Source organism: Mycobacterium sp. E802, assembly GCF_001666875.1.
Classification (GTDB): domain Bacteria; phylum Actinomycetota; class Actinomycetes; order Mycobacteriales; family Mycobacteriaceae; genus Mycobacterium.
On the sequence record NZ_LZJD01000076.1, the window covers coordinates 1 to 24,060 of the forward strand.

The 24,060-nt window shown below is 66.4% G+C and carries 22 protein-coding genes and 1 pseudogene; 14 read left to right on the plus strand and 9 right to left on the minus strand.

Features of this window, described 5'->3' with window-relative positions; translation table 11 throughout:
- From A5699_RS10975 to A5699_RS11010, 8 genes are all read left to right on the plus strand, one after another.
- The coding region (locus A5699_RS10975; RefSeq protein WP_231965682.1) for a DUF6049 family protein at nucleotides 1–561 on the plus strand (561 nt) is incomplete at its 5' end.
- Nucleotides 558–4,262, plus strand: a complete 3,705-nt coding sequence (murJ, locus tag A5699_RS10980; RefSeq protein WP_067769102.1) for a murein biosynthesis integral membrane protein MurJ — start codon at nucleotides 558–560, stop codon at nucleotides 4,260–4,262. The genes A5699_RS10975 and murJ, both read left to right, overlap by 4 nt.
- Before the next feature lie 138 nt (nucleotides 4,263–4,400).
- Nucleotides 4,401–5,012, plus strand: coding sequence for an RNA polymerase sigma factor SigM (sigM, locus tag A5699_RS10985; protein WP_067769172.1), 612 nt, complete (start codon nucleotides 4,401–4,403; stop codon nucleotides 5,010–5,012).
- On the plus strand, nucleotides 4,963–5,706 hold the full coding sequence (locus A5699_RS10990) for a hypothetical protein (protein WP_067769104.1): 744 nt from the start codon (nucleotides 4,963–4,965) through the stop codon (nucleotides 5,704–5,706). The genes sigM and A5699_RS10990 overlap by 50 nt, the downstream gene beginning before the upstream one ends.
- Before the next feature lie 81 nt (nucleotides 5,707–5,787).
- Nucleotides 5,788–6,723, plus strand: coding sequence for a thioredoxin-disulfide reductase (gene trxB / locus A5699_RS10995; protein ID WP_067769106.1), 936 nt, complete (start codon nucleotides 5,788–5,790; stop codon nucleotides 6,721–6,723).
- A gap of 32 nt (nucleotides 6,724–6,755) precedes the next feature.
- Nucleotides 6,756–7,088, plus strand: coding sequence for a thioredoxin (gene trxA / locus A5699_RS11000; protein ID WP_067769108.1), 333 nt, complete (start codon nucleotides 6,756–6,758; stop codon nucleotides 7,086–7,088).
- A 126-nt stretch (nucleotides 7,089–7,214) separates the two neighbouring features.
- Nucleotides 7,215–8,405: an N-acetylmuramoyl-L-alanine amidase gene (locus tag A5699_RS11005; RefSeq protein ID WP_067769110.1), complete on the plus strand. Its 1,191-nt coding sequence runs from the start codon at nucleotides 7,215–7,217 to the stop codon at nucleotides 8,403–8,405.
- Between the two features lie 96 nt (nucleotides 8,406–8,501).
- A complete protein-coding gene (locus A5699_RS11010) occupies nucleotides 8,502–8,933 on the plus strand; it encodes an SRPBCC family protein (protein WP_067769111.1) in 432 nt (143 codons plus the stop codon).
- 13 nt (nucleotides 8,934–8,946) lie between these two features.
- Here A5699_RS11010 and A5699_RS11015 read toward each other — a convergent pair whose 3' ends face one another.
- The 9 genes from A5699_RS11015 to rpmH all read right to left on the minus strand — a co-directional run bounded on the left by A5699_RS11015 (nucleotide 8,947) and on the right by rpmH (nucleotide 15,411).
- A complete protein-coding gene (locus tag A5699_RS11015; RefSeq protein ID WP_067769113.1) occupies nucleotides 8,947–9,792 on the minus strand; it encodes an acetyltransferase in 846 nt (281 codons plus the stop codon).
- Nucleotides 9,793–10,014: 222 nt separating this feature from the next.
- On the minus strand, nucleotides 10,015–11,061 hold the full coding sequence (locus A5699_RS11020) for a ParB/RepB/Spo0J family partition protein (protein WP_067769115.1): 1,047 nt from the start codon (nucleotides 11,059–11,061) through the stop codon (nucleotides 10,015–10,017).
- Between the two features lie 50 nt (nucleotides 11,062–11,111).
- The gene (locus A5699_RS11025) at nucleotides 11,112–12,098 is read right to left on the minus strand and encodes a ParA family protein (protein ID WP_067769117.1); all 987 of its coding nucleotides are present in this window, start codon (nucleotides 12,096–12,098) and stop codon (nucleotides 11,112–11,114) included.
- Nucleotides 12,095–12,811 (minus strand): 16S rRNA (guanine(527)-N(7))-methyltransferase RsmG, encoded by a 717-nt coding sequence (gene rsmG / locus A5699_RS11030; RefSeq protein WP_067769119.1) that lies wholly within the window; start codon nucleotides 12,809–12,811, stop codon nucleotides 12,095–12,097. Before rsmG ends, A5699_RS11025 begins: the two co-directional genes overlap by 4 nt.
- Before the next feature lie 57 nt (nucleotides 12,812–12,868).
- Nucleotides 12,869–13,411 (minus strand): R3H domain-containing nucleic acid-binding protein, encoded by a 543-nt coding sequence (locus tag A5699_RS11035; protein ID WP_067769121.1) that lies wholly within the window; start codon nucleotides 13,409–13,411, stop codon nucleotides 12,869–12,871.
- Nucleotides 13,412–13,449: 38 nt separating this feature from the next.
- Entirely contained in the window at nucleotides 13,450–14,484 is a 1,035-nt protein-coding gene (yidC, locus tag A5699_RS11040; protein WP_231965683.1) for a membrane protein insertase YidC, read from the minus strand.
- A gap of 43 nt (nucleotides 14,485–14,527) precedes the next feature.
- Complete coding sequence (gene yidD / locus A5699_RS11045; RefSeq protein WP_067769126.1) at nucleotides 14,528–14,884, minus strand: membrane protein insertion efficiency factor YidD; 357 nt, start codon at nucleotides 14,882–14,884, stop codon at nucleotides 14,528–14,530.
- Nucleotides 14,881–15,237, minus strand: coding sequence for a ribonuclease P protein component (rnpA, locus tag A5699_RS28445; protein WP_076239776.1), 357 nt, complete (start codon nucleotides 15,235–15,237; stop codon nucleotides 14,881–14,883). The genes yidD and rnpA overlap by 4 nt, the downstream gene beginning before the upstream one ends.
- Before the next feature lie 30 nt (nucleotides 15,238–15,267).
- Nucleotides 15,268–15,411, minus strand: coding sequence for a 50S ribosomal protein L34 (gene rpmH / locus A5699_RS11050; protein ID WP_003883350.1), 144 nt, complete (start codon nucleotides 15,409–15,411; stop codon nucleotides 15,268–15,270).
- A 511-nt stretch (nucleotides 15,412–15,922) separates the two neighbouring features.
- Between rpmH and dnaA the strand changes: the two genes are divergently transcribed.
- The 6 genes and pseudogenes from dnaA to gyrB all read left to right on the plus strand — a co-directional run bounded on the left by dnaA (nucleotide 15,923) and on the right by gyrB (nucleotide 24,058).
- On the plus strand, nucleotides 15,923–17,395 hold the full coding sequence (dnaA, locus tag A5699_RS11055; RefSeq protein WP_067769128.1) for a chromosomal replication initiator protein DnaA: 1,473 nt from the start codon (nucleotides 15,923–15,925) through the stop codon (nucleotides 17,393–17,395).
- A 559-nt stretch (nucleotides 17,396–17,954) separates the two neighbouring features.
- A complete protein-coding gene (gene dnaN / locus A5699_RS11060) occupies nucleotides 17,955–19,145 on the plus strand; it encodes a DNA polymerase III subunit beta (RefSeq protein ID WP_067769130.1) in 1,191 nt (396 codons plus the stop codon).
- Between the two features lie 10 nt (nucleotides 19,146–19,155).
- Nucleotides 19,156–20,064: pseudogene (gene gnd, locus A5699_RS11065) on the plus strand (phosphogluconate dehydrogenase (NAD(+)-dependent, decarboxylating)); the annotation flags it as partial.
- A gap of 8 nt (nucleotides 20,065–20,072) precedes the next feature.
- Entirely contained in the window at nucleotides 20,073–21,227 is a 1,155-nt protein-coding gene (gene recF / locus A5699_RS11070; protein ID WP_067769134.1) for a DNA replication/repair protein RecF, read from the plus strand.
- The gene (locus tag A5699_RS11075) at nucleotides 21,224–21,814 is read left to right on the plus strand and encodes a DUF721 family protein (RefSeq protein ID WP_067769136.1); all 591 of its coding nucleotides are present in this window, start codon (nucleotides 21,224–21,226) and stop codon (nucleotides 21,812–21,814) included. Before recF ends, A5699_RS11075 begins: the two co-directional genes overlap by 4 nt.
- A 216-nt stretch (nucleotides 21,815–22,030) precedes the next feature.
- Nucleotides 22,031–24,058 (plus strand): DNA topoisomerase (ATP-hydrolyzing) subunit B, encoded by a 2,028-nt coding sequence (gene gyrB / locus A5699_RS11080; protein ID WP_067769138.1) that lies wholly within the window; start codon nucleotides 22,031–22,033, stop codon nucleotides 24,056–24,058.
- The last annotated feature ends 2 nt before the right edge of the window (nucleotides 24,059–24,060 follow it).

Genomic DNA, 24,060 nt, shown 5'->3' on the forward strand with positions numbered 1-24,060 from the left:
GAACAGCGGCTGGGCGCCGTCAACCGCAGTGTGAACGACATGTTCGGCGCGGTGACGATCGTCAACCCGGGCGGCGCCTACACCCTGGCCACCGAGCGCAGTCCGTTGCCACTGGCGCTGCGCAACGACCTGCCGGTGCCGGTGCGGGTCCGGCTGCACGTCGACGCGCCGCCCGGCATGACCGTCACCGACATGGGTGAGATCGTGCTGCCGCCCGGCTACCTGCCGCTGCGGGTGCCGATCGAGGTGCACTTCACCCAACGTGTCGCCGTGGACGTCAACCTGCAGACCCCCGATGGCCTGACCCTGGGCGAGCCGGTGCGGTTGTCGGTGCACTCCAACGCCTACGGCAAAGTGTTGTTCTTCATCACGCTCTCGGCCGCCGCCGTGCTCGTGGCCCTCGCCGGGCGCCGGCTGTGGCACCGCTTCCGCGGCCAGCCCGACCGGGCTGACCTCATCCCGCCGGGCGAGCATCCCGACCCGCTCGACGTCGCCATGGCGTTCAACAACGACGCCGACGCCGACGCACCGCACCCGAGCAGTTCGGACCGGTCTCGATGACCTCGCCCGACCAGCACCCGGCCCGCCGGCCGGGCCCGCCGCGGATTCCGCACGCCACCGGCCCGGCCCGACCGGCCGGGCGCGCCGAACTGTCCGACGCCGCGGTGGTGTCCCGGTCGTGGGGCATGGCCTTTGCCACCCTGATCTCACGCATCACCGGCTTCTTCCGGTTCGTGCTGCTGATGGCCCTGCTCGGCGGGGCGCTGACCAGTTCGTTCTCGGTGGCCAACCAACTGCCCAACATGGTGGCCGCGTTGGTTCTGGAAGCCACCTTCACCGCGATCTTCGTTCCGGTGCTGGCCCGCGCCGAACGTGACGACGCCGACGGTGGCACCGCCTTCATCCGTCGGCTGGTGACGCTGGCCACCACGCTGCTGCTGGTCACCACCGTGCTGTCGGTGCTGTGTGCGCCGCTGTTGGTGCGGCTCATGCTGGGCAGTGACCCGAAGGTCAACAATCCGCTGACCACCGCGTTCGCCTACCTGCTGTTGCCGCAGGTGCTGTTCTACGGGTTGTCGTCGGTCTTCATGGCGATCCTCAACACCCGCAACGTGTTCGGACCGCCGGCGTGGGCCCCGGTGGTCAACAACGTGGTGGCGATCGTGACGCTGGGAGTTTTCGTCCTGGTGCCCGGTGAGTTCTCGATCGATCCGCCGCACATGGGCACGGCCAAGCTGTTGGTCCTGGGCATCGGCACCACGCTGGGCGTGGTCGCCCAGGCCGCGGTGCTGTTCGTGGCGATCCGGGCCGAACGGGTCAGCTTGCGCCCGCTGTGGGGAATCGACGCCCGGCTCAAGAAGTTCGGCGCCATGGCCGCGGCGATGGTGCTCTACGTGCTGATCAGCCAGGTCGGCCTGATCGTCGGCAACCAGATCGCCAGCGGCGCGGCCGACACCGGGCCGGCCATCTACAACTACACCTGGCTGGTGTTGATGTTGCCGTTCGGGATGATCGGCGTCACGGTGCTCACCGTGGTGATGCCGCGGTTGAGCCGCAACGCCGCGGCCGACAACGTGCCCGCCGTGCTCGACGATTTCTCCCTGGCCACCCGGCTGACCATGGTGACACTCATCCCGGTCGTGGCGATGATGACCGTCGGCGGCCCGGCGATCGGCAGCGCGCTGTTCGCCTACGGCAACTTCAGCGCCTCGGACGCGGGTTACCTGGGGATGGCGATCACCCTCTCGTCGTTCACGCTCATTCCCTATGCGCTCGTGCTGCTGCAGCTGCGGGTGTTCTACGCGCGCGAAAAGCCGTGGACCCCGATCTTCATCATCGTGGTGATCACCACCGTCAAGATCGTCGCCTCCGTTGCGGTGCCACATCTGACCGACAACGCCAACATGGTGGCCGGATACCTCGGCCTGGCCAACGGCCTGGGATTCCTCGCCGGCGCGGTGGTGGGGCATCTGCTGTTGAAGTCCAACCTGCGTCCCCGCGGTGGGCGGATGCTGCGTGACACCGTGATCCGCACGATCCTGGTGACACTGGCGGGCTCGCTGCTCGCCAGTCTGGTGGCGCACACGGCCGATCAGCTGCTGGGCCTGGAGTCACTGACCACGCATGGCGGCGCCGGGGGCTCGATCCTGCGCCTGCTCGTGCTGGGGCTGATCATGCTGCCGATCATCGCCGGTGTCATGCTCGCGGCCCGTGTTCCCGAAGCCCAGTCGGTGCTGGCGCTCGTGCGCCGTCGACTGGGACGGGGCCAAGCCACCCCCTCGGCGACCGGAACGGTAGCCGTGCAAACAATTACGCCGCCCGTCGCGCCGCACCCTGCGGCGCCCGTCACGTACCCTGATCAGAGGAATTCTTCTCCTGATCGGTGGCCGTCAAGCCCGGCAGCCGCCGGAGGCGGGACCCCGGCGGGTGTTGCCGGGGTGGGGATGCGGAAAGGATCACCGGTGACCGACGAATCTGCGGACGGCTCGGCACGGAACGCCACCTCCACCTCCGAGATGACGAGCGAGACGACGAAGCTGCCGCGGCCGAGTGCCGACGATTTCCAGCCCGACGAGTTCGAGCCGGACGTCGCGCCGGAGGAACCGTCGACCACGTCGTCCGAGGAGGGCGCCACGTCGGTGATCTCTTCCGAGCCCGGCGGCCGGTCGAACGGAACAGCTCGCCCGGTCACCGACTTCGGTGGTGACCCGACCCGCGAACCCATCTCGTTCGCCGCGCCGCGCGAGGCCGCGTTGGAGCCGGAAGACGACGATGTGCACCTGATCCCCGGGGCGACGATCGCCGACGGGCGCTACCGGTTGCTGGTGTTCCACGGCGGCCCACCGCACCTGCAGTTCTGGCAGGCCCTCGACACCGCACTGGATCGCCAGGTGGCGTTGACCTTCGTCGACCCGGACGCCACCATGTCCGACGCGCAAGTGCAGGAAATCCTTTCGCGCACCCTCAAACTCAGCCGCATCGACGTCCCCGGCATCGCCCGGGTGCTGGATGTGGCGCACAGTGGCTCGGGTGGGCTGATCGTCTCGGAGTGGATCCGCGGCGGTTCACTGGCCGAGGTGGCCGACACGTCGCCCTCCCCCGTCGGTGGGGCCCGGGCCATCCAGTCGCTGGCCGCGGCTGCCGAGGCGGCCCACCGAGCCGGCGTGGCCCTGTCCATCGATCATCCGAGCCGGGTTCGAGTCAGCATCGAAGGCGATGTGGCGCTTGCCTTCCCGGCCACCATGCCGGACGCTACGCCCGACGACGACATCCGTGGCATCGGTGCCGCACTGTACGCACTGCTGGTCAATCGCTGGCCGCTGAAGGAATCGGGGTCGCGCAGTGGCCTGGAACCGGCGGCCCTGGATCAGGCCGGGCAGCCGGTCGAACCGCGCGCGGTGGATCGCGACATCCCGTTCCAGATCTCGGCTGCCGCCGCCCGTGCTGTCCAGCCCGGTGGTGGAATTCGCAGCGCCCCAACCCTTTTGAACCTGCTGCAGCAGGCCACCGCGATCGCCGACCGGACCGAGTTGATGGGTTCGTTCGAGGAGGCCCCGCCCCCGGCCGCCCCGGTCCGCGCGCACGAGACCCCGGAGGAGCACGAGGCCGCCGAGGCCCGGCGGCGCAAGGGCCTGATCATCGGGGTCAGCGTGGCCGCGGCCGTCATCCTGGTGGCGCTGCTGGTGCTGGCCTCGATCCTCAACCGCATCTTCGGTGATGTGGGCGGCGGCCTCAACCGCGACGAACTCGGCCTGAATGCCCCCTCGGCGAGCAGTGAGGAAAGCCCGGACAGTTCCTCGGCCGCTGCCGGAAGCACCGTGAAACCCGTTCGGGCGACGGTCTTTTCACCCGAGGGCGAGGCCGATTCACCGGCCACCGCCGGGCAGGCCATCGACGGGAACTCCAGCACCGCGTGGTCCACCGACACGTACTCCGATCCGGCCCCGTTCCCGGGCTTCAAGAACGGTGTCGGGCTCATGCTGCAGTTGCCCGAGCCGACGGTGATCGGTTCGGTCACCCTCAACGTCACCAGCACCGGCACGTCGGTGCAGATCCGCTCGGCGAAGTCGGCCTCCCCGTCGTCGCTGTCCGACACCACCGAGCTGACCCCGGCGACCCCGCTGAAGCCCGGCTCCAACACCATCTCGGTGGACAAGGCCTCGTCGACGTCCTACGTGTTGGTGTGGATCTCGACGCTGGGCACCGTGGACGGCAAGAGTCGCACGGATATCTCCGAGATCACCATCAAAGCGGCCTCCTGACAACCCATCCACAGCCCACATGGCGCTGTGAGCTGGGGTTATGCCGCTGCGGGCAAACAAGTGTCCAGGTGGGTACCGGACAGCGTTTAAGTTCAGCGTGTGGGAAGGTTCGGGGGGACCGGCAAGCCGGTGGAGCAGATGCGGGAGCACGACGCGACCGATCGCTCTGACGCCGAACTGCTCGCCGCCCACGTCGCCGGAGACCGGTATGCCTTCGAGGAACTCGTCCACCGGCACCATCGTCAGCTGCGCCGCTTGGCGTTTCTGACCAGCCGGCACCATGAGGATGCCGACGACGCGGTACAGGATGCGTTGTTGTCGGCGCATCGCACGGCCGCGTCGTTCCGCTATGACTCGGCCGTCAGCAGCTGGCTCTACCGCATCGTCGTCAACGCCTGCCTGGACCGGGTGCGCCGGTCACGCACCCAGCCCGCCGCGGCTCTCTACGAACTCGGCCACCTGTGCCACGTGCGTGACCCCGCCGGTGACCCGGCCCCGCGCGTGGACACCGCCATCATGATCGAACGGGCACTCATGCAGCTGCCGCTCGAGCAGCGCGCCGCCGTGGTGGCCGTCGACATGCAGGGTTACTCGGTGGCCGAGACCGCGCGGCTGCTGGGGGTGGCCGAAGGCACCGTGAAGAGCCGGTGCGCCCGCGCCAGGACCAAGCTGGCCCGGCTGCTCCAGTATTTTGAAGCCGATGAACGGCAGCACGCCCCGAGTGCCGTCGGACGGTCCGATTCCTGCTGAGCTGCTCGCGGACCTGCAGGCCGGGCTGCTCGACGACGCCACCGCCGCGCAGGTGCGCCGGCGGGTGCGCACCGATCCGCAGGCCGGCCCCGAAGCCAGGGAGATCTTGTCCGCCCTCGACCGGGTGCGCCGGGAGGTGCGTGCGCTCGGCACCGATTCGGCGTCAGCTCCGGAGGTTCCCGAGGAGGTCAGCGCCCGCCTGTCCGAGGCACTGCGGGCCGCGCCGGGGCCTGCGGGCACCCGGCGCTGGAAGGTGCTGGCTGCGGCCACCGGGGCGGCCGCGGCCGTGGTGGCGATCGTGATCGGCAGCCTGATGTTGCTGCGGCCACCGGCGACGACGACGTCGACGTTGACCAGCGTGGGCCGGATCAGCGTGTCACCGCCGCGCACCGACATCGGCCTGCCCGAGTCCCAGATCCTCGGACTGCTGTCGGCCCCGGCGGACCTGGGCCCACTGGCCGACCCGCAGCACCGCGCGGCGTGCCTGCGAGCGCTCGGTTACCCGCCCGGGGTGCAGATTCTGGGCGCCCGCCCACACGACGTCGCCGGCCGGCGCGGGGTGCTGATGCTGTTGCCGGCCGCGGACGGACCGCCGTCTGCCGCTGTCGCGCTCGTCGTGGCCGCCGACTGCGACGGTGGTCGTGCCGGGTTGCTGGCCCGGACCGTGCTCAACCGCCCGGTGAGAAGTCCGTAGTGTGACCTACGCGCTCGCCTGGGAACAGATCCGGCCTAGGCTGACGTTGCAACCCGTGCCGAGAACGGCAGAAAGGCCTACATGTCCACCTCAGCGACGGTTCACGACGTCATCATCATCGGTTCCGGCCCGGCCGGTTACACCGCGGCCATCTACGCCGCCCGCGCCCAGCTCAAGCCGCTGGTGTTCGAGGGCACGCAGTTCGGCGGCGCGCTGATGACCACCACCGAGGTGGAGAACTACCCCGGCTTCCGCGAGGGCATCACCGGCCCCGAGCTCATGGACGAGATGCGGGAGCAGGCGCTGCGCTTCGGCGCCGACCTGCGCATGGAGGATGTCGACGCCGTCGACCTCACCGGCCCCGTCAAGACGGTCACCGTCGGCGACGAGACCCACCAGGCCCGCTCGGTGATCCTGGCGATGGGCGCCGCGGCGCGCCACCTCGGCGTGCCCGGTGAGGAGGCGCTGACCGGCATGGGGGTGAGCACCTGCGCCACCTGCGACGGCTTCTTCTTCCGTGACCAGGACATCGTCGTAGTCGGCGGCGGTGACTCGGCGATGGAGGAGGCCACCTTCCTCACCCGCTTCGCCAGCTCGGTCACGCTGGTGCACCGCCGCGACGAGTTCCGTGCCTCCAAGATCATGCTGGAACGCGCCCGCGCCAACGAGAAGATCACCTTCCTGACCAACACCGAGATCACCCAGATCGAGGGCGATCCGAAGGTGACCGGGGTGCGGCTGCGCAACACCGTCACCGGTGAGGAATCCAAGCTCGACGTCACCGGCGTGTTCGTGGCGATCGGTCACGATCCGCGATCGGGGCTCGTCCGAGGCCAGATAGAACTCGACGACGAGGGCTACGTGAAGGTGAACGGCCGTACCACGGCCACCACGCTCGACGGTGTCTTTGCCGCCGGCGACCTTGTCGACCACACCTACCGCCAGGCCATCACCGCCGCGGGCAGCGGTTGTTCAGCGGCCATCGACACCGAGCGTTGGCTCGCTGACAACAGCTGACCCCCAACAGTTTTCGACGACAGGAGAGCTCCATGAGTGCGGACAGCGCAACAGTTACGGTCACCGACGATTCGTTCTCCAACGACGTTCTGAGCAGCAGCACCCCGGTGCTGGTGGACTTCTGGGCCACCTGGTGCGGGCCCTGCAAGATGGTTGCCCCCGTCCTGGAGGAGATCGCCGGCGAGAAGGCCGGTGAGCTGCGCGTGGCCAAGCTCGACGTGGATGCCAACCCGGTCACCGCACGTGATTTCCAGGTGGTGTCGATCCCGACCATGATCCTGTTCAAGGACGGTCAGCCGGTGAAGCGAATCGTCGGCGCCAAGGGCAAGGCGGCACTGCTACGCGAGCTTTCCGACGCGCTCTGACGCCCAAAAAACTGCCACCACGCCCACCGCGGATACGCCTGGCGTTTTCCGGTATGTGGCCGAAGTCTGAGACAATGCTGGCTAGCTAGTCCGGCAGACGGCCGGAGACCAGCATGGAGGGGCCGAATGTCGAGTCTGCGTCGCGGTGATCGTGGCGGAGCAGTCACCGAGATCCGGGCAGCGTTGGCCGCATTAGGTCTGATGGACAGCCCGGACGCTGACCTGAGCACCGGTAGACATGTTGCGCTCGACGCCTTTGACGACGAGCTCGACCGTGCCGTTCGGGCTTTTCAACAGCATCGTGGTCTGTTGGTGGACGGCATCGTCGGCGAGGCCACCTACCGCGCGCTGCGTGAGGCCTCCTACCGGCTTGGCGCCCGCACCCTGACCCACCAGTTCGGGGCGCCCATGTACGGCGATGACGTCGCCACGCTGCAGGCACGGCTGCAGGATCTCGGCTTCTACACCGGCATGGTCGACGGACATTTCGGCCTGCAGACGCACAACGCGCTGTCGTCGTATCAGCGCGAGTACGGGCTCTACCCAGACGGTATCTGCGGCCCGGAGACGTTGCGCTCCCTGTACTTTCTCGGTCCACGCGTCACCGGCGGCTCACCGCACGCCATCCGCGAAGAAGAGCTGGTCCGCCGTTCGGGGCCCCGCCTGTCCGGTAAGCACGTCATCATCGATCCGGGCCGCGGCGGTGCGGACCACGGGATGATCATGCACGGGCCCGATGGCCCGATCAGCGAGGCAGACATCTTGTGGGACTTGGCCAGTCGGCTCGAAGGCCGGATGACGGCGATCGGCATGGAGACCTTCATCTCCCGGCCGGCCAACCGCAGCCCGCTCGACGTCGATCGCGCCAACACCGCCAACACCGTGGGCGCCGACCTGATGATCAGCCTGCGCTGTGAAACACAGGCCTCCCCCGCCGCGAACGGTGTGGCCTCGTTCCACTTCGGCAACTCCCACGGCTCGGTGTCGACCATCGGCCGCAATCTGGCCGACTTCATTCAACGAGAAGTTGTGGCCCGCACCGGTTTACGTGACTGCCGCTCCCACGGCCGGACCTGGGATCTGCTACGCCTGACCCGCATGCCCACCGTCCAGGTCGACATCGGCTACATCACCAACCCACACGACCGTGGCCTGCTGCTGTCCACCCATACCCGCGACGCCATCGCCGAAGGCATCCTGGCTGCCGTCAAACGCCTGTACTTGCTGGGCAAAAACGACCGCCCCACAGGCACTTTCACCTTTGCCGAGTTGTTGGCGCATGAGTTGTCGGTGGAACAGGCCGGCCGCGGCGCGTGAGCGCCAATTGGACCTGAGCGCGTGAGCGCCAATTGGACCTGAGCGCGTGAGCGCCAGACAAGCCTGAACGCCCCGGTCCGTGCTTAGCTGATCGATATGGCGCGGATGTATCGCTACACCGACAGTCGCGACATCGCGGTCGACCCACTGGTGGCGTGGGACGTCATCTCCGACCACGAACAGATGGCGGAGTGGATGCCCGCACGCAAGGTCATCCTGGAACAGGATGGCACGCCAGATCGCAACGGGGTGGGTGCTGTGCGCGCCATCCATCTGTTCGGATCTCCCATCCGCGAACGAATCACGGCATTCGAGGCGCCGACGAAACTTCGGTACGAGTTGGTGTCCGGGCTACCGTTTCGTGACTACGTCGGTCAGATCACGGTCGCACCGGTTGCCGGCGGCACTCGAATGACAACCGAGATCAGCTTCCGCACGGTCATTCCCGGCTCACAGTTCATCGTCGCCGTCGCCCTACGTGTGGCCAGCGCGGGCGCCGTACGCGCAGCACGCCGCCGTGCCGGCTGAGTCGACGTAGCTTTTACTGGGGCGCAGTACTTTTCGCACTGAAACCGGTGCCGGACATCCCCGCACCGACCGGTAGCTCGATGCGCGCATTCTCCAGTAGTCGCTCGAGTGCGGCTTCCACTTCAGCCTTCCAGCCGAGTCCCTTGTCGAGTTCCAACCGCAGTCTGGGGAAATACGGATGTGGTGCGACGACCGTGAAGCCGACATCTTCGAGAAAATCAGATTCGAGCATGCACCGGTCCACCGCGCAGTCCCCCAGAACCCGTGTCACCGCGGACAACTCGGCAGGCAGCTTCCCGCTGTCGGAAAGTTCGGTCAGTCCCGCGGTGTAGCCGAACGCTTCCAACGCACGGACACCGCGTCGGACCAGATCGGTGACGACCGCGGCAAGCAGGTTTTGAGACAGCCGCTCGCTGTCTTCGGTGGAATCCACACCGACCGCGGTCAACAGAATCGCGTCGGCACTCACCGGGGCGGTGGGAAACAGCCGCGCCCGTGGCACGGCACCCGGGGGTGCATAGAACGCGAAACCCAGACACGGTTCGTCCACGACGGCCGGCGGCGCCAAGCCGAACTCCGAGGCCGCGGCGACGACGTCGAGCCGAACATCCTGATCTGCGGCGTCCACCTCGGACGTAGCATCCGGTGCGTCGTCGGGACGGGCCATGACGGCCAGTTGACCGCACGATCCCCACTCCAGCATGACCATGGACAGCCACGCTTCTTTCTCGAATTCGGGGTCGCCCAGACGGTCGTCGTCGATTGTGGTCGGATCGACTTCCCAGAACACACACCGCCGCGCATGCTTGGGCAGCTGCTCGAAACCCTCGAGCCGAAGCGGCGTGATTCGTGTTGTCACTGAGGTCCCTGGCTTTCACACTGAGTGCGTGGCTGCCCCTCAAGGATAGGAGAGTCGGTCCGAACGGACACACTGTGCCCCGTAAATCTCATCGCGCTCCGCCTCCGAGGTGAAATCCTATGCCGCACAGCCGCTTTGCTTCCTGACGCGTTCGCGGCTGCATGCGCTGATCACTGATGTGTCACAGTGACGGAACAACCTGGTGTCCTCGGTCGTGGACTTTCAGGACTGTTCGGCGCTCATGATGTCGACAATGCGCTGCAAATCGTCAACCGACCCGAACTCGACCACGATCTTGCCCTTCCGTTTGCCCAGACTCACAGTGACCCGAGTATCGAAGGCCGACGAGAGCCGTTCAGCAACATCCTGGAGACCCGGCATCTGGATGGGCTTCCGCCGCGGCGCCGGCGGCGCGGTGTTGCCGTCGCGGTTGGCCAGTGTCACGGCCTCCTCTGTGGCGCGCACCGACATTCCTTCAGCGACGATCCGTGCCGCCAGCTCCTCTTGCTTCTCCGGACCGCCTTCCAACGCCAGCAGGGCCCGCGCGTGCCCCGCGGACAGCACCCCGGCAGCCACTCGGCGCTGCACCGCGATCGGAAGACGCAGCAGTCGGATCATGTTCGAGATCAATGGCCGGGACCGCCCGATACGTGCGGCCAGTTCATCGTGGGTGACCTCGAACTCGTCGAGCAGCTGCTGGTATGCGGCCGCCTCTTCGAGCGGGTTGAGTTGGACCCGGTGGATGTTTTCCAGCAGCGCGTCGCGCAGCATGCTGTCATCGCCGGTCTCACGAACGATCGCCGGGATGGCCTCCAGGCCGGCCTGCTGGGCGGCACGCCAGCGCCGCTCCCCCATCACCAGCTGATAGTGGGTATCGCCGTTCTCCGTGACCTCGCGGACGACGATTGGCTGCATCAATCCGAACTCACGGATCGAGTGCACCAACTCGCTCAGCGCCTCTTCGTCGAATACCTGCCGGGGCTGACGTGGGTTCGGCTGGATCAGGCTCGGGTCGATCTCGCGGTAGGTGGCCCCGACATCACCGGTGACAACCGAGTCGGTTTCACGTGCCACCGCCGGTGCCGCGGTGGGCGGGACACCTGGAGTGCCCGGAGCGCCCGACTCAGCCGGCGGCCCGAGAAGCACATCGGCGGCGCTGGCGCCCATCCGCGGGCTCAGCGCATCGTTGCCGTCCTCCGCGGGACCGGTCGGGATGAGCGCCGCCAGTCCCCTGCCGAGGCCACTCCGCTTCCGTGCCGGCTGATTCATGGTCGTCTCCTGCTCATCCCTACGGTCCGCTGTCTGCCCACTGGTACTGCCTACTGCGCCCGGGGCGGTGCCCCGCGCTCCGCGATCTCTCGGCTGGCGTCAAGATAGCTCAACGCTCCGCGGGATCCCGGATCGTAATCAAGGATCGTCATCCCGTATCCCGGAGCTTCCGACACCTTCACACTGCGCGGGATTACCGTGCGCAACACCTTGTCGCCGAAGTGCTCCCGGACGTCTTCAGCCACCTGGTCCGCCAACTTGGTACGCCCGTCGTACATCGTCAGTATCACGGTCGACACCGACAGCTCTGGGTTCAGATGCGCTTTGACCATCTCGATGTTGCGCAACAGCTGCCCGACGCCCTCCAGTGCGTAGTACTCGCACTGGATCGGGATGAGCACCTCGGGCGCCGCGACGAGAGCGTTGATCGTCAACAGCCCGAGTGACGGTGGGCAGTCGATGAACACGTAGTCGAAATTATGGTTGGCCAGCGCCGCGAGCGCGGAGCGCAAGCGCCCTTCGCGGGCCACCATGGAGACCAGTTCGATCTCCGCGCCGGCCAAGTCGATCGTGGCGGGGATGCAGAACAGACGATCGCTGTGCGGGCTTCGCTGCAGCGCTTCCTCGACCGGGATATCGCCGATGAGTACCTCGTAGGACGACGGGGTGCCGGGGCGATGTTCGATACCTAGCGCCGTGCTGGCATTGCCCTGCGGATCGAGATCGATCACCAGGGTGCGCAGCCCTTGTAGCGCGAGTGCCGCTGCGACGTTTACAGCGGTCGTCGTCTTACCGACGCCGCCCTTCTGATTGGCGATCGTGAACACCCGCTGGCGCGAGGGCCGGGGAAGCTGACCGTGCTTCGTATGGAGCACGCGGGTCGCCTGCTCGGCCTCTGCCGCGATGGGTGTGTCCATACTCGCGTCCGTCGACCACGCTGCACCGTCGTTCCACGTTTCACGTGAAACCGTTTCACGTGAAACGGCGGGCGTTGCATCCGCTGCGGCAGCTCGCTGCCGATCAGAACCCATCCTCATCTCCTGCCCGATCTCCCCCGCGACCCGGAGGCTCTGCCCGTCGACCGGCTGCCCGGTCTCACCGCCGCGCGCCGTGCGGCGACGACGGTTGCGGGCGGGTTCAAATAGTTCACGCCACATTTCACCACCCTGGCATCGACTGCACCCAGGGAAGCCATCACACGCCGGTGCTCGTCGATCTCTGCCTCGGCGCGCTCACCTTTCAGGGCCAGCATCCTGCCCTCCACGCGGAGCAGTGGCATGCTCCAGCGCGTCAACTTGTCCAACGACGCGACCGCTCGCGAAGTCACCGCGTCCAGCTCGCCGACCGTCTCACGGACCATGGCATCCTCAGCGCGACCGCGAACCACAGCCACGCCGAGGCCAAGTTCCGCAATCGTCTCGCGCAAGAAATCGCTCCGGCGCAGAAGCGGCTCGATCAACGTCACGTGTACGTCGGGACGGGCCAAGGCCAACGGGATCCCCGGGAGGCCGGCGCCACTACCTATATCTGCGATGTGCTCACCGGGCGCCAGGAGTTCTCCGAGCGCGGAGCTGTTGAGAATGTGTCGGTCCCAGAGCCGGTCGACTTCCCGCGGACCGATCAATCCCCACTCGACACCGGCACCGGCCAGAATCGCCGCATACCGTTCGGCGGTCTCGAGGCGATCCCCGAAGACCTCCGCCGCGGCTTCCGGTGCCGCGGGAACCGGTCCATGTTTCACGTGAAACATCCTCCGCACTCCCCACGGCACCGTCGCCGCATTGAACTACACCCTTGTAACTAGAACTCAGCCAAGCAGAACGACGACGCGTCGCGACGGCTCCACGCCCTCGCTCTCGCTGCGGACCCCGTCGACCGCGGCCACCGCGTCATGAACGATCTTGCGCTCGAACGGCGTCATCGGAGCCAACTCTTCACGTTCGCCGGACTCGAGCACGCGACGGGCCACCTTGTCACCCAGAGCGGCGAGCTCGTCGCGTCGACGGCGGCGCCACCGCGCGATGTCCAGCATCAGCCGGCTGCGCTCGCCGGTCTTCTGGTGCACGGCCAATCGGGTCAATTCCTGAAGTGCGTCGAGCACCTCGCCCTTGCGGCCCACCAACTTGCTCAGGTCTCCGCCGCCGTCGATGCTCACCACCGCGCGGTCCCCTTCGACGTCGAGGTCGATATCGCCGTCGAAGTCCAACAGGTCGAGAAGCTCCTCCAGGTAGTCGCCGGCGATCTCGCCTTCGGCAACCAGCCGCTCCTCCAGATCGTCCTCGCTCTTCGGCGCGGGTGGGGTGGCCTCGTCCACCTCCGCGTCGGGCTCGGTCGTCTGTGCGTCAGTCATATCCGTCTCTCCCTACTTGTAGCCAGTGTGAGAACTGGTCACCGTTTCCGCTTCTTGGGGCGCGCGCCGGGCTTGGGCTTGTTGAGGTTCATGCTCTGCCCTCCCTCTTGCGCTGCCGGGTTCTTCTCGTCTCCAGACGCGGTCGCTTCGGCATCAGCCTCGGCGTCCTCGGCGTCCTCCGTGGCCGCCGGCGCGGCCGCTGCTTCGGCCTTACGCGCACGGTTGGGCTTGGCTCCGGGTGCCGGCGCATTCGCCGAGCGGCGTTCGAGCGCCTCGGCCTTCTTGGCTTCCTCTTCCTTCTCGATCATCCCGAACACGTAGTGCTGCTGACCGTAGGTCCAGATGTTGTTGGACAGCCAGTAGATGATCACCGCCAGCGGCAGGAACGGACCACCGACCACCACACCGAGTGGGAAGACGTAGAGCGCGAGCTTGTTCATCATCGCGGTCTGCGGGTTGGCGGCGGCTTCCACGCTCTGGCGCGCCACCGAGGCCCGGCTGTTGAAGTGGGTGGCGATGCCGGCCAGGATCATGATCGGCACACCGACCAGAACGACGGACAGCCGGTTGAATTCGGTGAACGCCTCGAGGCCGTGCTGCTGGATCATCGTTGCGCCCAGCGGTGCACCGAAGAGGTTCGCGTCGAGGAAGTGCCCGACGTCGGTCGCGCTGAAGACGTAGTTGGGCAGGCTGCGGTTCTCCTCCACCGACAGACCCAACCGGCCGATGCCGGTCTGGGTCCGGTTGAAGGACATCAGCACGTGGTAGAGGCCGAGGAACACCGGCACCTGCGCCAGCATGGGCAGGCAGCCCAGGATCGGGTTGAACCCGTGCTCGCGCTGCAGCTTCTGCATCTCCAGCGCCATGCGCTGCCGGTCCTTGCCGTACTTCTTCTGCAGGGCCTTGATCTGCGGCTGCAGTTCCTGCATCTGCCGCGTGGTGCGGATCTGCTTGACGAAGGGTTTGTAGAGGATCGCGCGGAGAGTGAACACCAGGAACATCACCGACAGCGCCCAGGCGAAGAAGTTCTCGGGGCCCAGCAGAAAGGCGAACGCCTTGTACCAAACCCACATGATCGCCGACACCGGGTAATAGATGATGTCCAGGCTGAACCAGTTAAACACGCGACTTGCTCTCCCCTCGCTTCGCTGGGGTCTCCCAGACAAGGTTTTCGGCGGCGGCTATCTCGCCAGGGACGGTCCCGTCAGAACTGACGGACTCGTGATCGTGGGGGCACCGATCCGGGATGGGATCCCATCCGCCGGGGTGCCACGGGCCGCACTTCAGCAGCCGGATCAAGGACAGCCACGCACCGCGGAACAAGCCGTATTCGGTGAGGGCGTCGACCGCGTACTGACTACAGGTCGGCATGAACCGGCATGACGGTGGCCGGTACGGAGAGATGGCGTGGCGGTAGAGCTGGATGACGGAGATCGCACCGCGGGCCATCACAGCACCCGCCCGGCGAATCATGGTGACGTCCCGCGCCGTGCGTCCAGGCGCTCGAGAGCGCGCTGCAGTTGTTGCTCCAACCGGCGCGAGGGCGCCTCGCTACTGCCCGCGCGGGCTCGGATTACCACGAGATCGGTGGCTTCCAGTCGCGGTATGACGGTGCGGGCGACGTGACGAAGCCGCCGGGACACGCGATGGCGTTCCACCGCATTCCCGACAGCTTTGGACACGATCAAACCGACCCGCGGGCCGGTAGCGTCCGTCCCGTCGTGCAACGCATGCACCACCACATCGGGTTGGACTGCACGCGCGCCACGACTGACGGTGGCACTGAACTCCGCGGACCGCCTCATCCGGTATCGAGCCGGAAGCACCGCGCTAGATCCCGCCTGAGAACCGCAAAATCACGCAGTGAGTGCGCGACGGCCCTTGCTACGACGGTTGGCGACGATGGCGCGGCCGGCGCGGGTGCGCATGCGCAGCCGGAACCCATGCACGCGCGCACGGCGGCGGTTGTTGGGCTGGTAGGTCCGCTTGCCCTTGGCCACGGCAATCTCTCCTTGTTCCATTTGGCACCCGCGCTCGTCGACACCGAAATGTCGTCGAAAACGGTTACCGTGCAAGCTCGGTTTAAGCTCGTCCGTCGTGCTTTACTAACCGGCGCGTTCTCCGTCAAGCTCCCGGGCGCAGCCGTATCGCCACGTGCGGGCGACTGCTCGAGGGTACTGATGAGATTTCCCTCGGTCAAACCTGCGCCGACCCGCATAGTTGGACTGCATCCGATGTTGCAGAACTGTTGGCACATCGAGAGAAAACTGTTAGCTTCTGGCAATGCCGTTCCGCGCACGGACCGGCCCGGACAATCAAACGAGGACGTCGGTCCCGCGTCACCATTCCGAACAGTGACATACCCGGCTCTGACGGCCTCCAAACAGACAACAGAGCGACGACGACTGTCCTTTCTCCACAAGCTGTGGATAAATATGTGGACAGTTCGTCATCGTTCTTTTTGGTCGTCCCCGGGTCGACCTAGTAGCACCTCAAAGGGGGAGACCGTCGTTGACAGCTGACCCCGACCCACCTTTCGTCGCCGTCTGGAGCAGCGTCGTCGCCGAACTCAACGGTGACCTCACTCCCCAGCAAAGGGCCTGGCTGAAGCTGGTGCAGCCGCTCGTCATCGCCGAGGGATTTGCTCTGCTGTCGGTGCCCACGCCGTTCGTGCAGAACGAGATCGAGCGCCACCTGCGCGAGCCGATCATCAACACGCTCAGCCGCAAGCTGGGTCAACGCATCGAGTTGGGTGTGCGGATCGCCACCCCGTCCGCCGACGACGACCACTCCGAGATCCCGGAGCCGGCCGCTGCCGCCGACGACACCCCGGACCTCGCGGCCGAAGCCGACGAGATCGACGACGACCGGGCTGCCAAGGTCAGCGCCGAGGAGAATTGGCCGGGCTACTTCAGCAGCCCGCAGCGCGATTCGACGATCGGCGACGACAACGCGGTCAACCTCAACCGGCGCTACACCTTCGACACCTTCGTCATCGGCGCGTCCAACCGGTTCGCCCACGCCGCCACCCTGGCCATCGCCGAGGCACCGGCCCGGGCCTACAACCCGCTGTTCATCTGGGGTGAATCCGGCCTCGGTAAGACGCATCTGCTGCATGCGGCCGGAAATTATGCGCAACGTCTCTTCCCGGGCATGCGGGTGAAGTACGTCTCCACCGAGGAATTCACCAACGACTTCATCAACTCGCTGCGCGACGACCGCAAGGCGTCGTTCAAGCGCAGTTACCGCGACATCGACATCCTGCTCGTCGACGACATCCAGTTCATCGAGGGCAAGGAAGGTATCCAGGAAGAGTTCTTCCACACCTTCAACACGCTGCACAACGCCAACAAGCAGATCGTCATCTCCTCGGACCGGCCGCCCAAACAGTTGGCCACCCTCGAGGACCGGCTGCGCACCCGCTTCGAGTGGGGGCTGATCACCGATGTGCAGCCGCCGGAGTTGGAGACCCGGATCGCGATCCTGCGCAAGAAGGCGCAGATGGATCGCCTCGACGTGCCCGACGACGTGCTCGAGCTCATCGCCAGCAGCATCGAGCGCAACATTCGTGAACTCGAGGGTGCGCTGATCCGCGTCACCGCGTTCGCCTCGCTCAACAAGACCCGGATCGACAAGGCCCTGGCCGAGGTCGTGCTGCGCGATCTGATCGCCGACGCCACGACGATGCAGATCAGTACCGCCGCGATCATGGCGGCGACGGCCGAGTACTTCGAGACCACCGTCGAAGAGCTCCGGGGCCCCGGCAAGACCCGGGCACTGGCGCAATCCCGCCAGATCGCCATGTATCTATGCCGGGAGCTCACCGACCTGTCCCTGCCCAAGATCGGCCAGGCCTTCGGGCGTGATCACACCACCGTGATGTATGCCGAGAAGAAGATCCGCGGCGAAATGGCCGAGCGACGTGAGGTCTTCGACCACGTCAAGGAACTCACCACGCGGATCCGTCAGCGCGCCAAGCGCTGAATCCGGCGTTCCGATCCCCCGTCCGAGTCCCACATCGTGGGCGCTCGAGGGGCTGTCGGCGAAGAATCTTGTAACAACTTTCGCCCCACGATGCGTCACAGGTCACAGCCCAGCGCTGTGGATACGCCTGTGTACAACCTGCGGGCAAACCACTGGATGAATGACAAAATCATCCACACCGCCGGCTCTGTCCACACTCGAGCGCCGGTCCATCCACCGGTCTCCACAGCGCACTCACATTGCGACACACCGGTGGTGCTGGGCAAACACCCGTTCATCCCCAGTTTTCACAGCACCTAATACTGTTACTCAAATATCTTCTGAGAATTCCTTCTAGAAGAAGGGCCTTGGGGACATCGAGCGGACCGACAACCCGTCGGGGCTCGAGGTGCCTGGATGTCACCCCGATCGATTAGCTTTCAAGTTGGTGAGGAAAGCTCTACGGTGGTTCATCGACAGCGATTACCAGCTTTGTCATTCAGCGTCGTGCTGCGTGGTGCGGTTTTGGGAACACGCTGGTAGAGCTCGTTATGGGGATCATCGAAGGGGCGCATAGCACGTGGCGACGACGACGGCTGGGCTGACGGACCTGAAGTTCCGCGTAGTGCGTGAGGACTTCGCGGACGCGGTGGCCTGGGTGGCCCGCAATCTGCCGACCCGGCCCACCATCCCGGTGCTGGCCGGCGTTCTGCTGACCGGCACCGACGAGGGGCTGACGATTTCCGGCTTCGACTACGAGGTCTCCGCCGAGGTCCGGGTGAGCGCTGAAATCGCTTCTCCGGGAAGCGTTTTGGTGTCCGGGCGGTTGCTCTCCGACATCACCAAGGCGCTGCCGGCCAAGCCGGTCGAGCTCAGCGTGGACGGCACCCGGGTGGCGTTGACGTGCGGGAGTGCCCGGTTCTCCCTGCCCACCCTGGCGGTCGAGGACTATCCCGCGCTGCCGTCGCTGCCCGAGGAGACCGGCGTGGTGTCCTCGGATCTGTTCGCCGAGGCGATCGGCCAGGTCGCCGTTGCCGCCGGCCGCGATGACACCCTGCCGATGCTGACGGGCATCCGCGTCGAGATCTCCGGTGAGTCAGTGGTTTTGGCCGCCACCGATCGATTCCGGTTGGCGGTGCGTGAGTTGACCTGGGAGACCAGCGCCACCGACGTCGAGGCGGCGGTCTTGGTCCCGGCGAAGACTCTGGCCGAGGCCGCCAAGGCCGGTACCGACGGCAACCAGGTGCACCTGTCGCTCGGTGCCGGCGCGTCGGTCGGCAAGGACGGCCTGCTCGGTATCCGCAGTAACGGCAAGCGCAGCACCACCCGCCTGCTCGATGCCGAGTTCCCCAAGTTCCGTCAGCTGCTGCCGACCGAGCACACCGCGGTGGCGACCATCGGTGTGGCCGAGCTGACCGAGGCGATCAAGCGTGTGGCGTTGGTGGCCGACCGCGGGGCCCAGATCCGCATGGAGTTCGGCGACGACGTGCTGCACCTTTCGGCCGGGGCCGATGACGTCGGCCGCGCCGAGGAAGACCTGCCGGTGGAGTTCGCCGGAGACCCGCTGACCATCGCGTTCAACCCCACCTACCTGACCGACGGGTTGAGCTCGCTGCATTCCGAGCGGGTGACGTTCGGGTTCACCACCCCGAGCCGCCCGGCGGTGCTACGTCCCACGAACGACGATGCGGCCACCGGCGGTTCAGGTCCGTTCCCGGCCGCCAAAACCGATTATGTCTACCTGTTGATGCCGGTACGGCTTCCCGGCTGACCGGCCGGGGCGAGGAAGGGCGCACATGCAACTGGGGTTGGTCGGCCTGGGCAAGATGGGCTTCAACATGCGCGAGCGCCTGCGCGCCGGCGGCCACGACGTCGTCGGCTACGACCCTCGTCCTGAAGTCAGTGACGTGGCCGGGCTCGCCGAGCTGGCCGGGGCGCTCGAGGCGCCGCGAGTGGTGTGGGTGATGGTGCCGTCGGGGACGGTGACCCACCAGACGATCGTCGAGTTGGCCGACGTGCTCGCCGCGGGCGATCTGGTCATCGACGGCGGCAATTCGCGTTACACCGAAGATGGTCCGCACGCAAAGCTGTTGGGCGACAAGGGAATCAATTTCATCGACGCCGGAGTTTCCGGCGGCGTGTGGGGCCTGCACGAGGGATACGGACTGATGGTCGGCGGCAGCGATGCCGATGTGGCTCGAGCCATGCCGATCTTCGACACGTTGCGCCCGGAGGGTGATGTGGCCGACGGATTCGTCCACGCCGGTCCGGTCGGGGCCGGCCACTACGCCAAGATGGTGCACAACGGTATCGAGTACGGCCTCATGCACGCCTACGCCGAGGGATACGAGCTGCTGGCGGCCGAGGATCTGATCGATGATCCCCAGGCGGTCATCCAGGCCTGGACCAACGGCACGGTGGTGCGTTCCTGGTTGCAGCAACTGTTGGCCAAGGCCTTGAAGGAAGACCCCGGTTTCGCCGAGATCAGCGGCTACACCGAGGATTCCGGGGAAGGCCGCTGGACCGTGGAAGAGGCGATCAGCCACCGGGTTCCGATGCCGGTGATCGCGGCATCGTTGTTCGCCCGGTTTGCCTCGAGGCAGGACGACTCCCCCACGATGAAAGCGGTGTCGGCGCTGCGTAACCAGTTCGGTGGCCACGCCGTGCACCGGATCAGCGAGTCCGGATAGGCCCTGTCGTGTATGTCCGGCACCTGGGACTGACCGATTACCGGTCGTGGGCCCATGTCGAGCTCGAGCTGGAGCCCGGCCGCACCGTATTCGTCGGATCGAACGGTTACGGCAAGACGAATCTTGTTGAGGCACTGTGGTATTGCTGTACTCTCGGTTCGCACCGAGTGGCCTCCGACGCCCCGCTGATCCGGGCCGGCGCGCAGCGCGCGATCGTCTCGAGCATCGTCGTCAACGAGGGTCGCGAGCTGGCGGTCGATCTCGAGATCACCAGCGGTCGCGCCAACAAGGCCCGGTTGAACCGCTCGCCGGTGCGCTCGCCCCGGGAAGTCCTCGGCGTGTTGCGGGCAGTGCTGTTCAGCCCCGAGGACCTGGCGCTGGTGCGCGGCGATCCAGGTGAGCGGCGTCGTTATCTCGACGAGTTGGCGACTACGCGTCGCCCGGCTGTCGCCGGGATCCGGGCCGATTACGACAAGGTGGTGCGTCAGCGCACCGCGTTGCTGAAAACCGCTACGGGAGCGCGTTATCGAGGTGATCGCAGCGTGTTGGACACCCTCGATGTGTGGGACGGACACCTGGCCGCCCATGGGGCGGCGCTGATCGCCGCCCGGGTGGCACTCGTCGAACAACTCCACCCTGAAGTGCAGAAGGCGTATCAATTGTTGGCCCCGGCATCGCGGCCGGCGACCATCCGGTACCGCAGCAGCGTGGAGGCGATCGAGAACACGCCGGGACCCGAGAGCGTCGAGTTCTACGAGGCCGCGCTGCTCGATGCGCTGGCCCGCCGGCGCGACGCCGAGTTGGATCGCGGCGTCTGTCTGGTCGGCCCGCATCGCGACGACCTCGAGCTGTGGCTGGGTGATCAACCCGCGAAAGGCTTTGCCAGCCATGGGGAATCGTGGTCGATGGCGCTGGCGCTGAGGTTGGGCGCCTACGAGTTGCTGCGTTCGGACGGTGTGGACCCGGTGCTGTTGCTCGACGACGTGTTCGCCGAGTTGGACACGTCGCGCCGCCAGTCCCTGGCCGCGGTGGCCGGCGAGGCCGAGCAGGTTCTGGTCACTGCCGCTGTCGGGGAGGACATTCCCGAGGACTGGGCGAGCAACCGCGTCGAGATCCGGATGACCGAGGACGACCACGGGCGGACCTCGGTGGTGCAGTCATGACGAACGAACCGAACGAACCGAACGAACCTGCCGAACCGACGCCCCCCGCGGTCTCGCCGGACGACCTCACCCGGATGCGGGGCATGGATCTGGTCCGGCGGACCCTCGAGGAGGCGCGGGGCGCGGCACGCAGCCAGGGTAAGGACGTCGGCCGGGGTCGCCGGGCACCGGTGCGGCGGGTGGCGGGCAACGCCGGCCGGCGTCGCACCTGGTCGGGTCCGGGTCCGGACGTGCGCGACCCACAGCCGCTCGGTGCGGCAACGCGGGATCTGGCCAAGGTGCGGGGCTGGTCCTCGAGGGTCGCAGAGGGGTCAGTCTTCGGCCGGTGGCGCGCGGTGGTCGGGGATCAGATCGCCGATCACGCCAATCCGACCGCGCTGAACGAGGGGGTGCTGACCGTCTCGGCCGAGTCGACGGCCTGGGCCACCCAGCTTCGGATGGTGCAGGCACAACTGCTGGCCAAGATTGCCGCCGCCGTCGGTGACGGTGTGGTGACCTCGCTCAAGATCGTGGGTCCCGTCGGGCCGTCCTGGCGTAAAGGTCGGTACCACGTGCCGGGGCGCGGACCCCGGGACACGTACGGGTAGTCAGACTGACATTGGGCTGAGAGCTTCGATACGCGCAAGAGCCCTCATTTCGGGCTCCCGACGCACCGACATGCGAAAAATTCCGCGCACGGCGCAATCAGACCGTTAGAAACGCACCTACAGCGTCGGTCCTGTCCGGATCTGGCGGTAGACTGTCTGAGGATCTCAGGCGGTGTCTGCACTGCCTCCCATGAACCCCAAGGAGACGCGTCCGACGTGGCTGCCCAGAAGAAGAACGCTCCCAGTGAGTACGGCGCCGATTCGATCAAGGTGCTCGAGGGCCTGGAGGCGGTACGTAAACGTCCGGGCATGTATATCGGTTCCACCGGCGAGCGGGGTCTGCACCACCTGATCTGGGAGGTCGTGGACAACGCGGTCGACGAGGCCATGGCCGGGTTCGCCAGCCGGGTGGATGTCCGGATCCTGGCCGACGGTGGCGTCGAGGTCACCGACGACGGTCGCGGTATCCCCGTCGCGATGCACGCCACCGGCATCCCCACGGTGGACGTCGTGATGACGGTCCTGCACGCCGGCGGCAAGTTCGAAGAAGGCGCCTACCAGGTGTCCGGCGGTCTGCACGGTGTGGGTGTGTCCGTGGTCAACGCGTTGTCCACCCGGCTCGAGGCCGATATCCGTAAAGACGGGTACGAGTGGTTCCAGGTCTACGACAAGTCCGTGCCCGGCACCCTCAAGCAGGGTGAGAAGACGAACAAGACCGGCACCACGATCCGGTTCTGGGCGGATCCGGACATCTTCGAGACCACCGTCTACGACTTCGAGACCATCGCCCGTCGCCTGCAGGAGATGGCGTTCCTCAACAAGGGACTGACCATCGAACTCACCGACGAGCGCGTCACCGCCGAGGAAGTGGTGGACGACGTGGTCAGTGACCACGCCGAGGCGCCGAAGACGGCCGAGGAGAAGGCGGCCGAGGTGGCCGCACCGCAGAAGGTCAAGCACCGGGTGTTCCACTACCCCGGCGGTCTGGTGGATTTCGTCAAGCACATCAACCGGACGAAGTCGCCGATCCAGCCCAGCGTCATCGACTTCGACGGCAAGGGCGAGGGCCATGAGGTCGAGATCGCCATGCAGTGGAACGGCGGCTACTCGGAGTCGGTACACACCTTCGCCAACACGATCAACACCCATGAGGGCGGCACCCACGAAGAGGGGTTCCGCGCGGCGTTGACGAGCGTGGTGAACAAGTACGCCAAGGAGAAGAAGCTCCTCAAGGACAAGGACCCGAACCTCACCGGTGAGGACATCCGCGAAGGATTGGCCGCGGTGATCTCGGTCAAGGTGTCCCAGCCGCAGTTCGAAGGCCAGACCAAGACCAAGCTCGGCAACACCGAGGTGAAGTCCTTTGTCCAGAAGATCTGCAACGAGCAGATCAGTCACTGGTTCGAGGCCAACCCGGCTGAGGCGAAAACCGTTGTGAACAAGGCGGTTTCCTCGGCGCAGGCCCGTGAAGCGGCCCGCAAGGCCCGCGCGCTGGTGCGTCGCAAGAGTGCCACCGAGATCGGCGGACTGCCGGGCAAGTTGGCCGACTGCCGCTCCACCGATCCGAGCAAGTCCGAACTGTATGTGGTGGAGGGTGATTCGGCCGGTGGTTCGGCCAAGAGCGGTCGGGACTCGATGTTCCAGGCGATCCTGCCGTTGCGCGGCAAGATCATCAACGTCGAAAAGGCCCGCATCGACCGGGTTTTGAAGAACACCGAAGTCCAGGCCATCATCACCGCGCTGGGCACCGGTATCCACGACGAGTTCGACATCACCAAGCTGCGCTATCACAAGATCGTGCTGATGGCCGACGCCGACGTGGACGGCCAGCACATCTCTACGCTGCTGCTGACCCTGTTGTTCCGCTTCATGAAACCGCTGATCGAACACGGCCACGTGTTCCTGGCCCAACCGCCGCTGTACAAGCTGAAATGGCAGCGCCAGGAACCGGAATTCGCCTACTCCGACCGCGAGCGCGACGGGCTGCTCGAGGCCGGCAAGGCCGCGGGCAAGCGCATCAACGTCGACGACGGCATCCAGCGCTACAAGGGTCTCGGCGAGATGGATGCCAAGGAATTGTGGGAAACCACAATGGATCCCACTGTGCGCGTGTTGCGTCAAGTGACGCTTGACGACGCAGCCGCCGCCGACGAGTTGTTCTCCATCCTGATGGGTGAAGACGTCGAAGCGCGGCGCAGTTTCATCACGCGCAACGCGAAAGACGTGCGCTTCCTGGATGTTTGAGA

Coding starts and splice junctions, on each gene's coding strand:
- A5699_RS11010 (WP_067769111.1), top strand. CDS start 8,502: ATGGCGCGGATGTATCGCTACACCGACAGTCGCGACATCGCGGTCGAC.
- A5699_RS11005 (WP_067769110.1), top strand. CDS start 7,215: ATGTCGAGTCTGCGTCGCGGTGATCGTGGCGGAGCAGTCACCGAGATC.
- trxB (WP_067769106.1), top strand. CDS start 5,788: ATGTCCACCTCAGCGACGGTTCACGACGTCATCATCATCGGTTCCGGC.
- A5699_RS10990 (WP_067769104.1), top strand. CDS start 4,963: ATGAACGGCAGCACGCCCCGAGTGCCGTCGGACGGTCCGATTCCTGCT.
- A5699_RS11020 (WP_067769115.1), bottom strand. CDS start 11,061: ATGAATCAGCCGGCACGGAAGCGGAGTGGCCTCGGCAGGGGACTGGCG.
- A5699_RS11075 (WP_067769136.1), top strand. CDS start 21,224: ATGACGAACGAACCGAACGAACCGAACGAACCTGCCGAACCGACGCCC.
- murJ (WP_067769102.1), top strand. CDS start 558: ATGACCTCGCCCGACCAGCACCCGGCCCGCCGGCCGGGCCCGCCGCGG.
- A5699_RS11035 (WP_067769121.1), bottom strand. CDS start 13,411: ATGACTGACGCACAGACGACCGAGCCCGACGCGGAGGTGGACGAGGCC.
- trxA (WP_067769108.1), top strand. CDS start 6,756: ATGAGTGCGGACAGCGCAACAGTTACGGTCACCGACGATTCGTTCTCC.
- sigM (WP_067769172.1), top strand. CDS start 4,401: ATGCGGGAGCACGACGCGACCGATCGCTCTGACGCCGAACTGCTCGCC.
- A5699_RS11025 (WP_067769117.1), bottom strand. CDS start 12,098: ATGAGGATGGGTTCTGATCGGCAGCGAGCTGCCGCAGCGGATGCAACG.
- yidC (WP_231965683.1), bottom strand. CDS start 14,484: ATGTGGGTTTGGTACAAGGCGTTCGCCTTTCTGCTGGGCCCCGAGAAC.
- yidD (WP_067769126.1), bottom strand. CDS start 14,884: ATGATTCGCCGGGCGGGTGCTGTGATGGCCCGCGGTGCGATCTCCGTC.
- rsmG (WP_067769119.1), bottom strand. CDS start 12,811: ATGTTTCACGTGAAACATGGACCGGTTCCCGCGGCACCGGAAGCCGCG.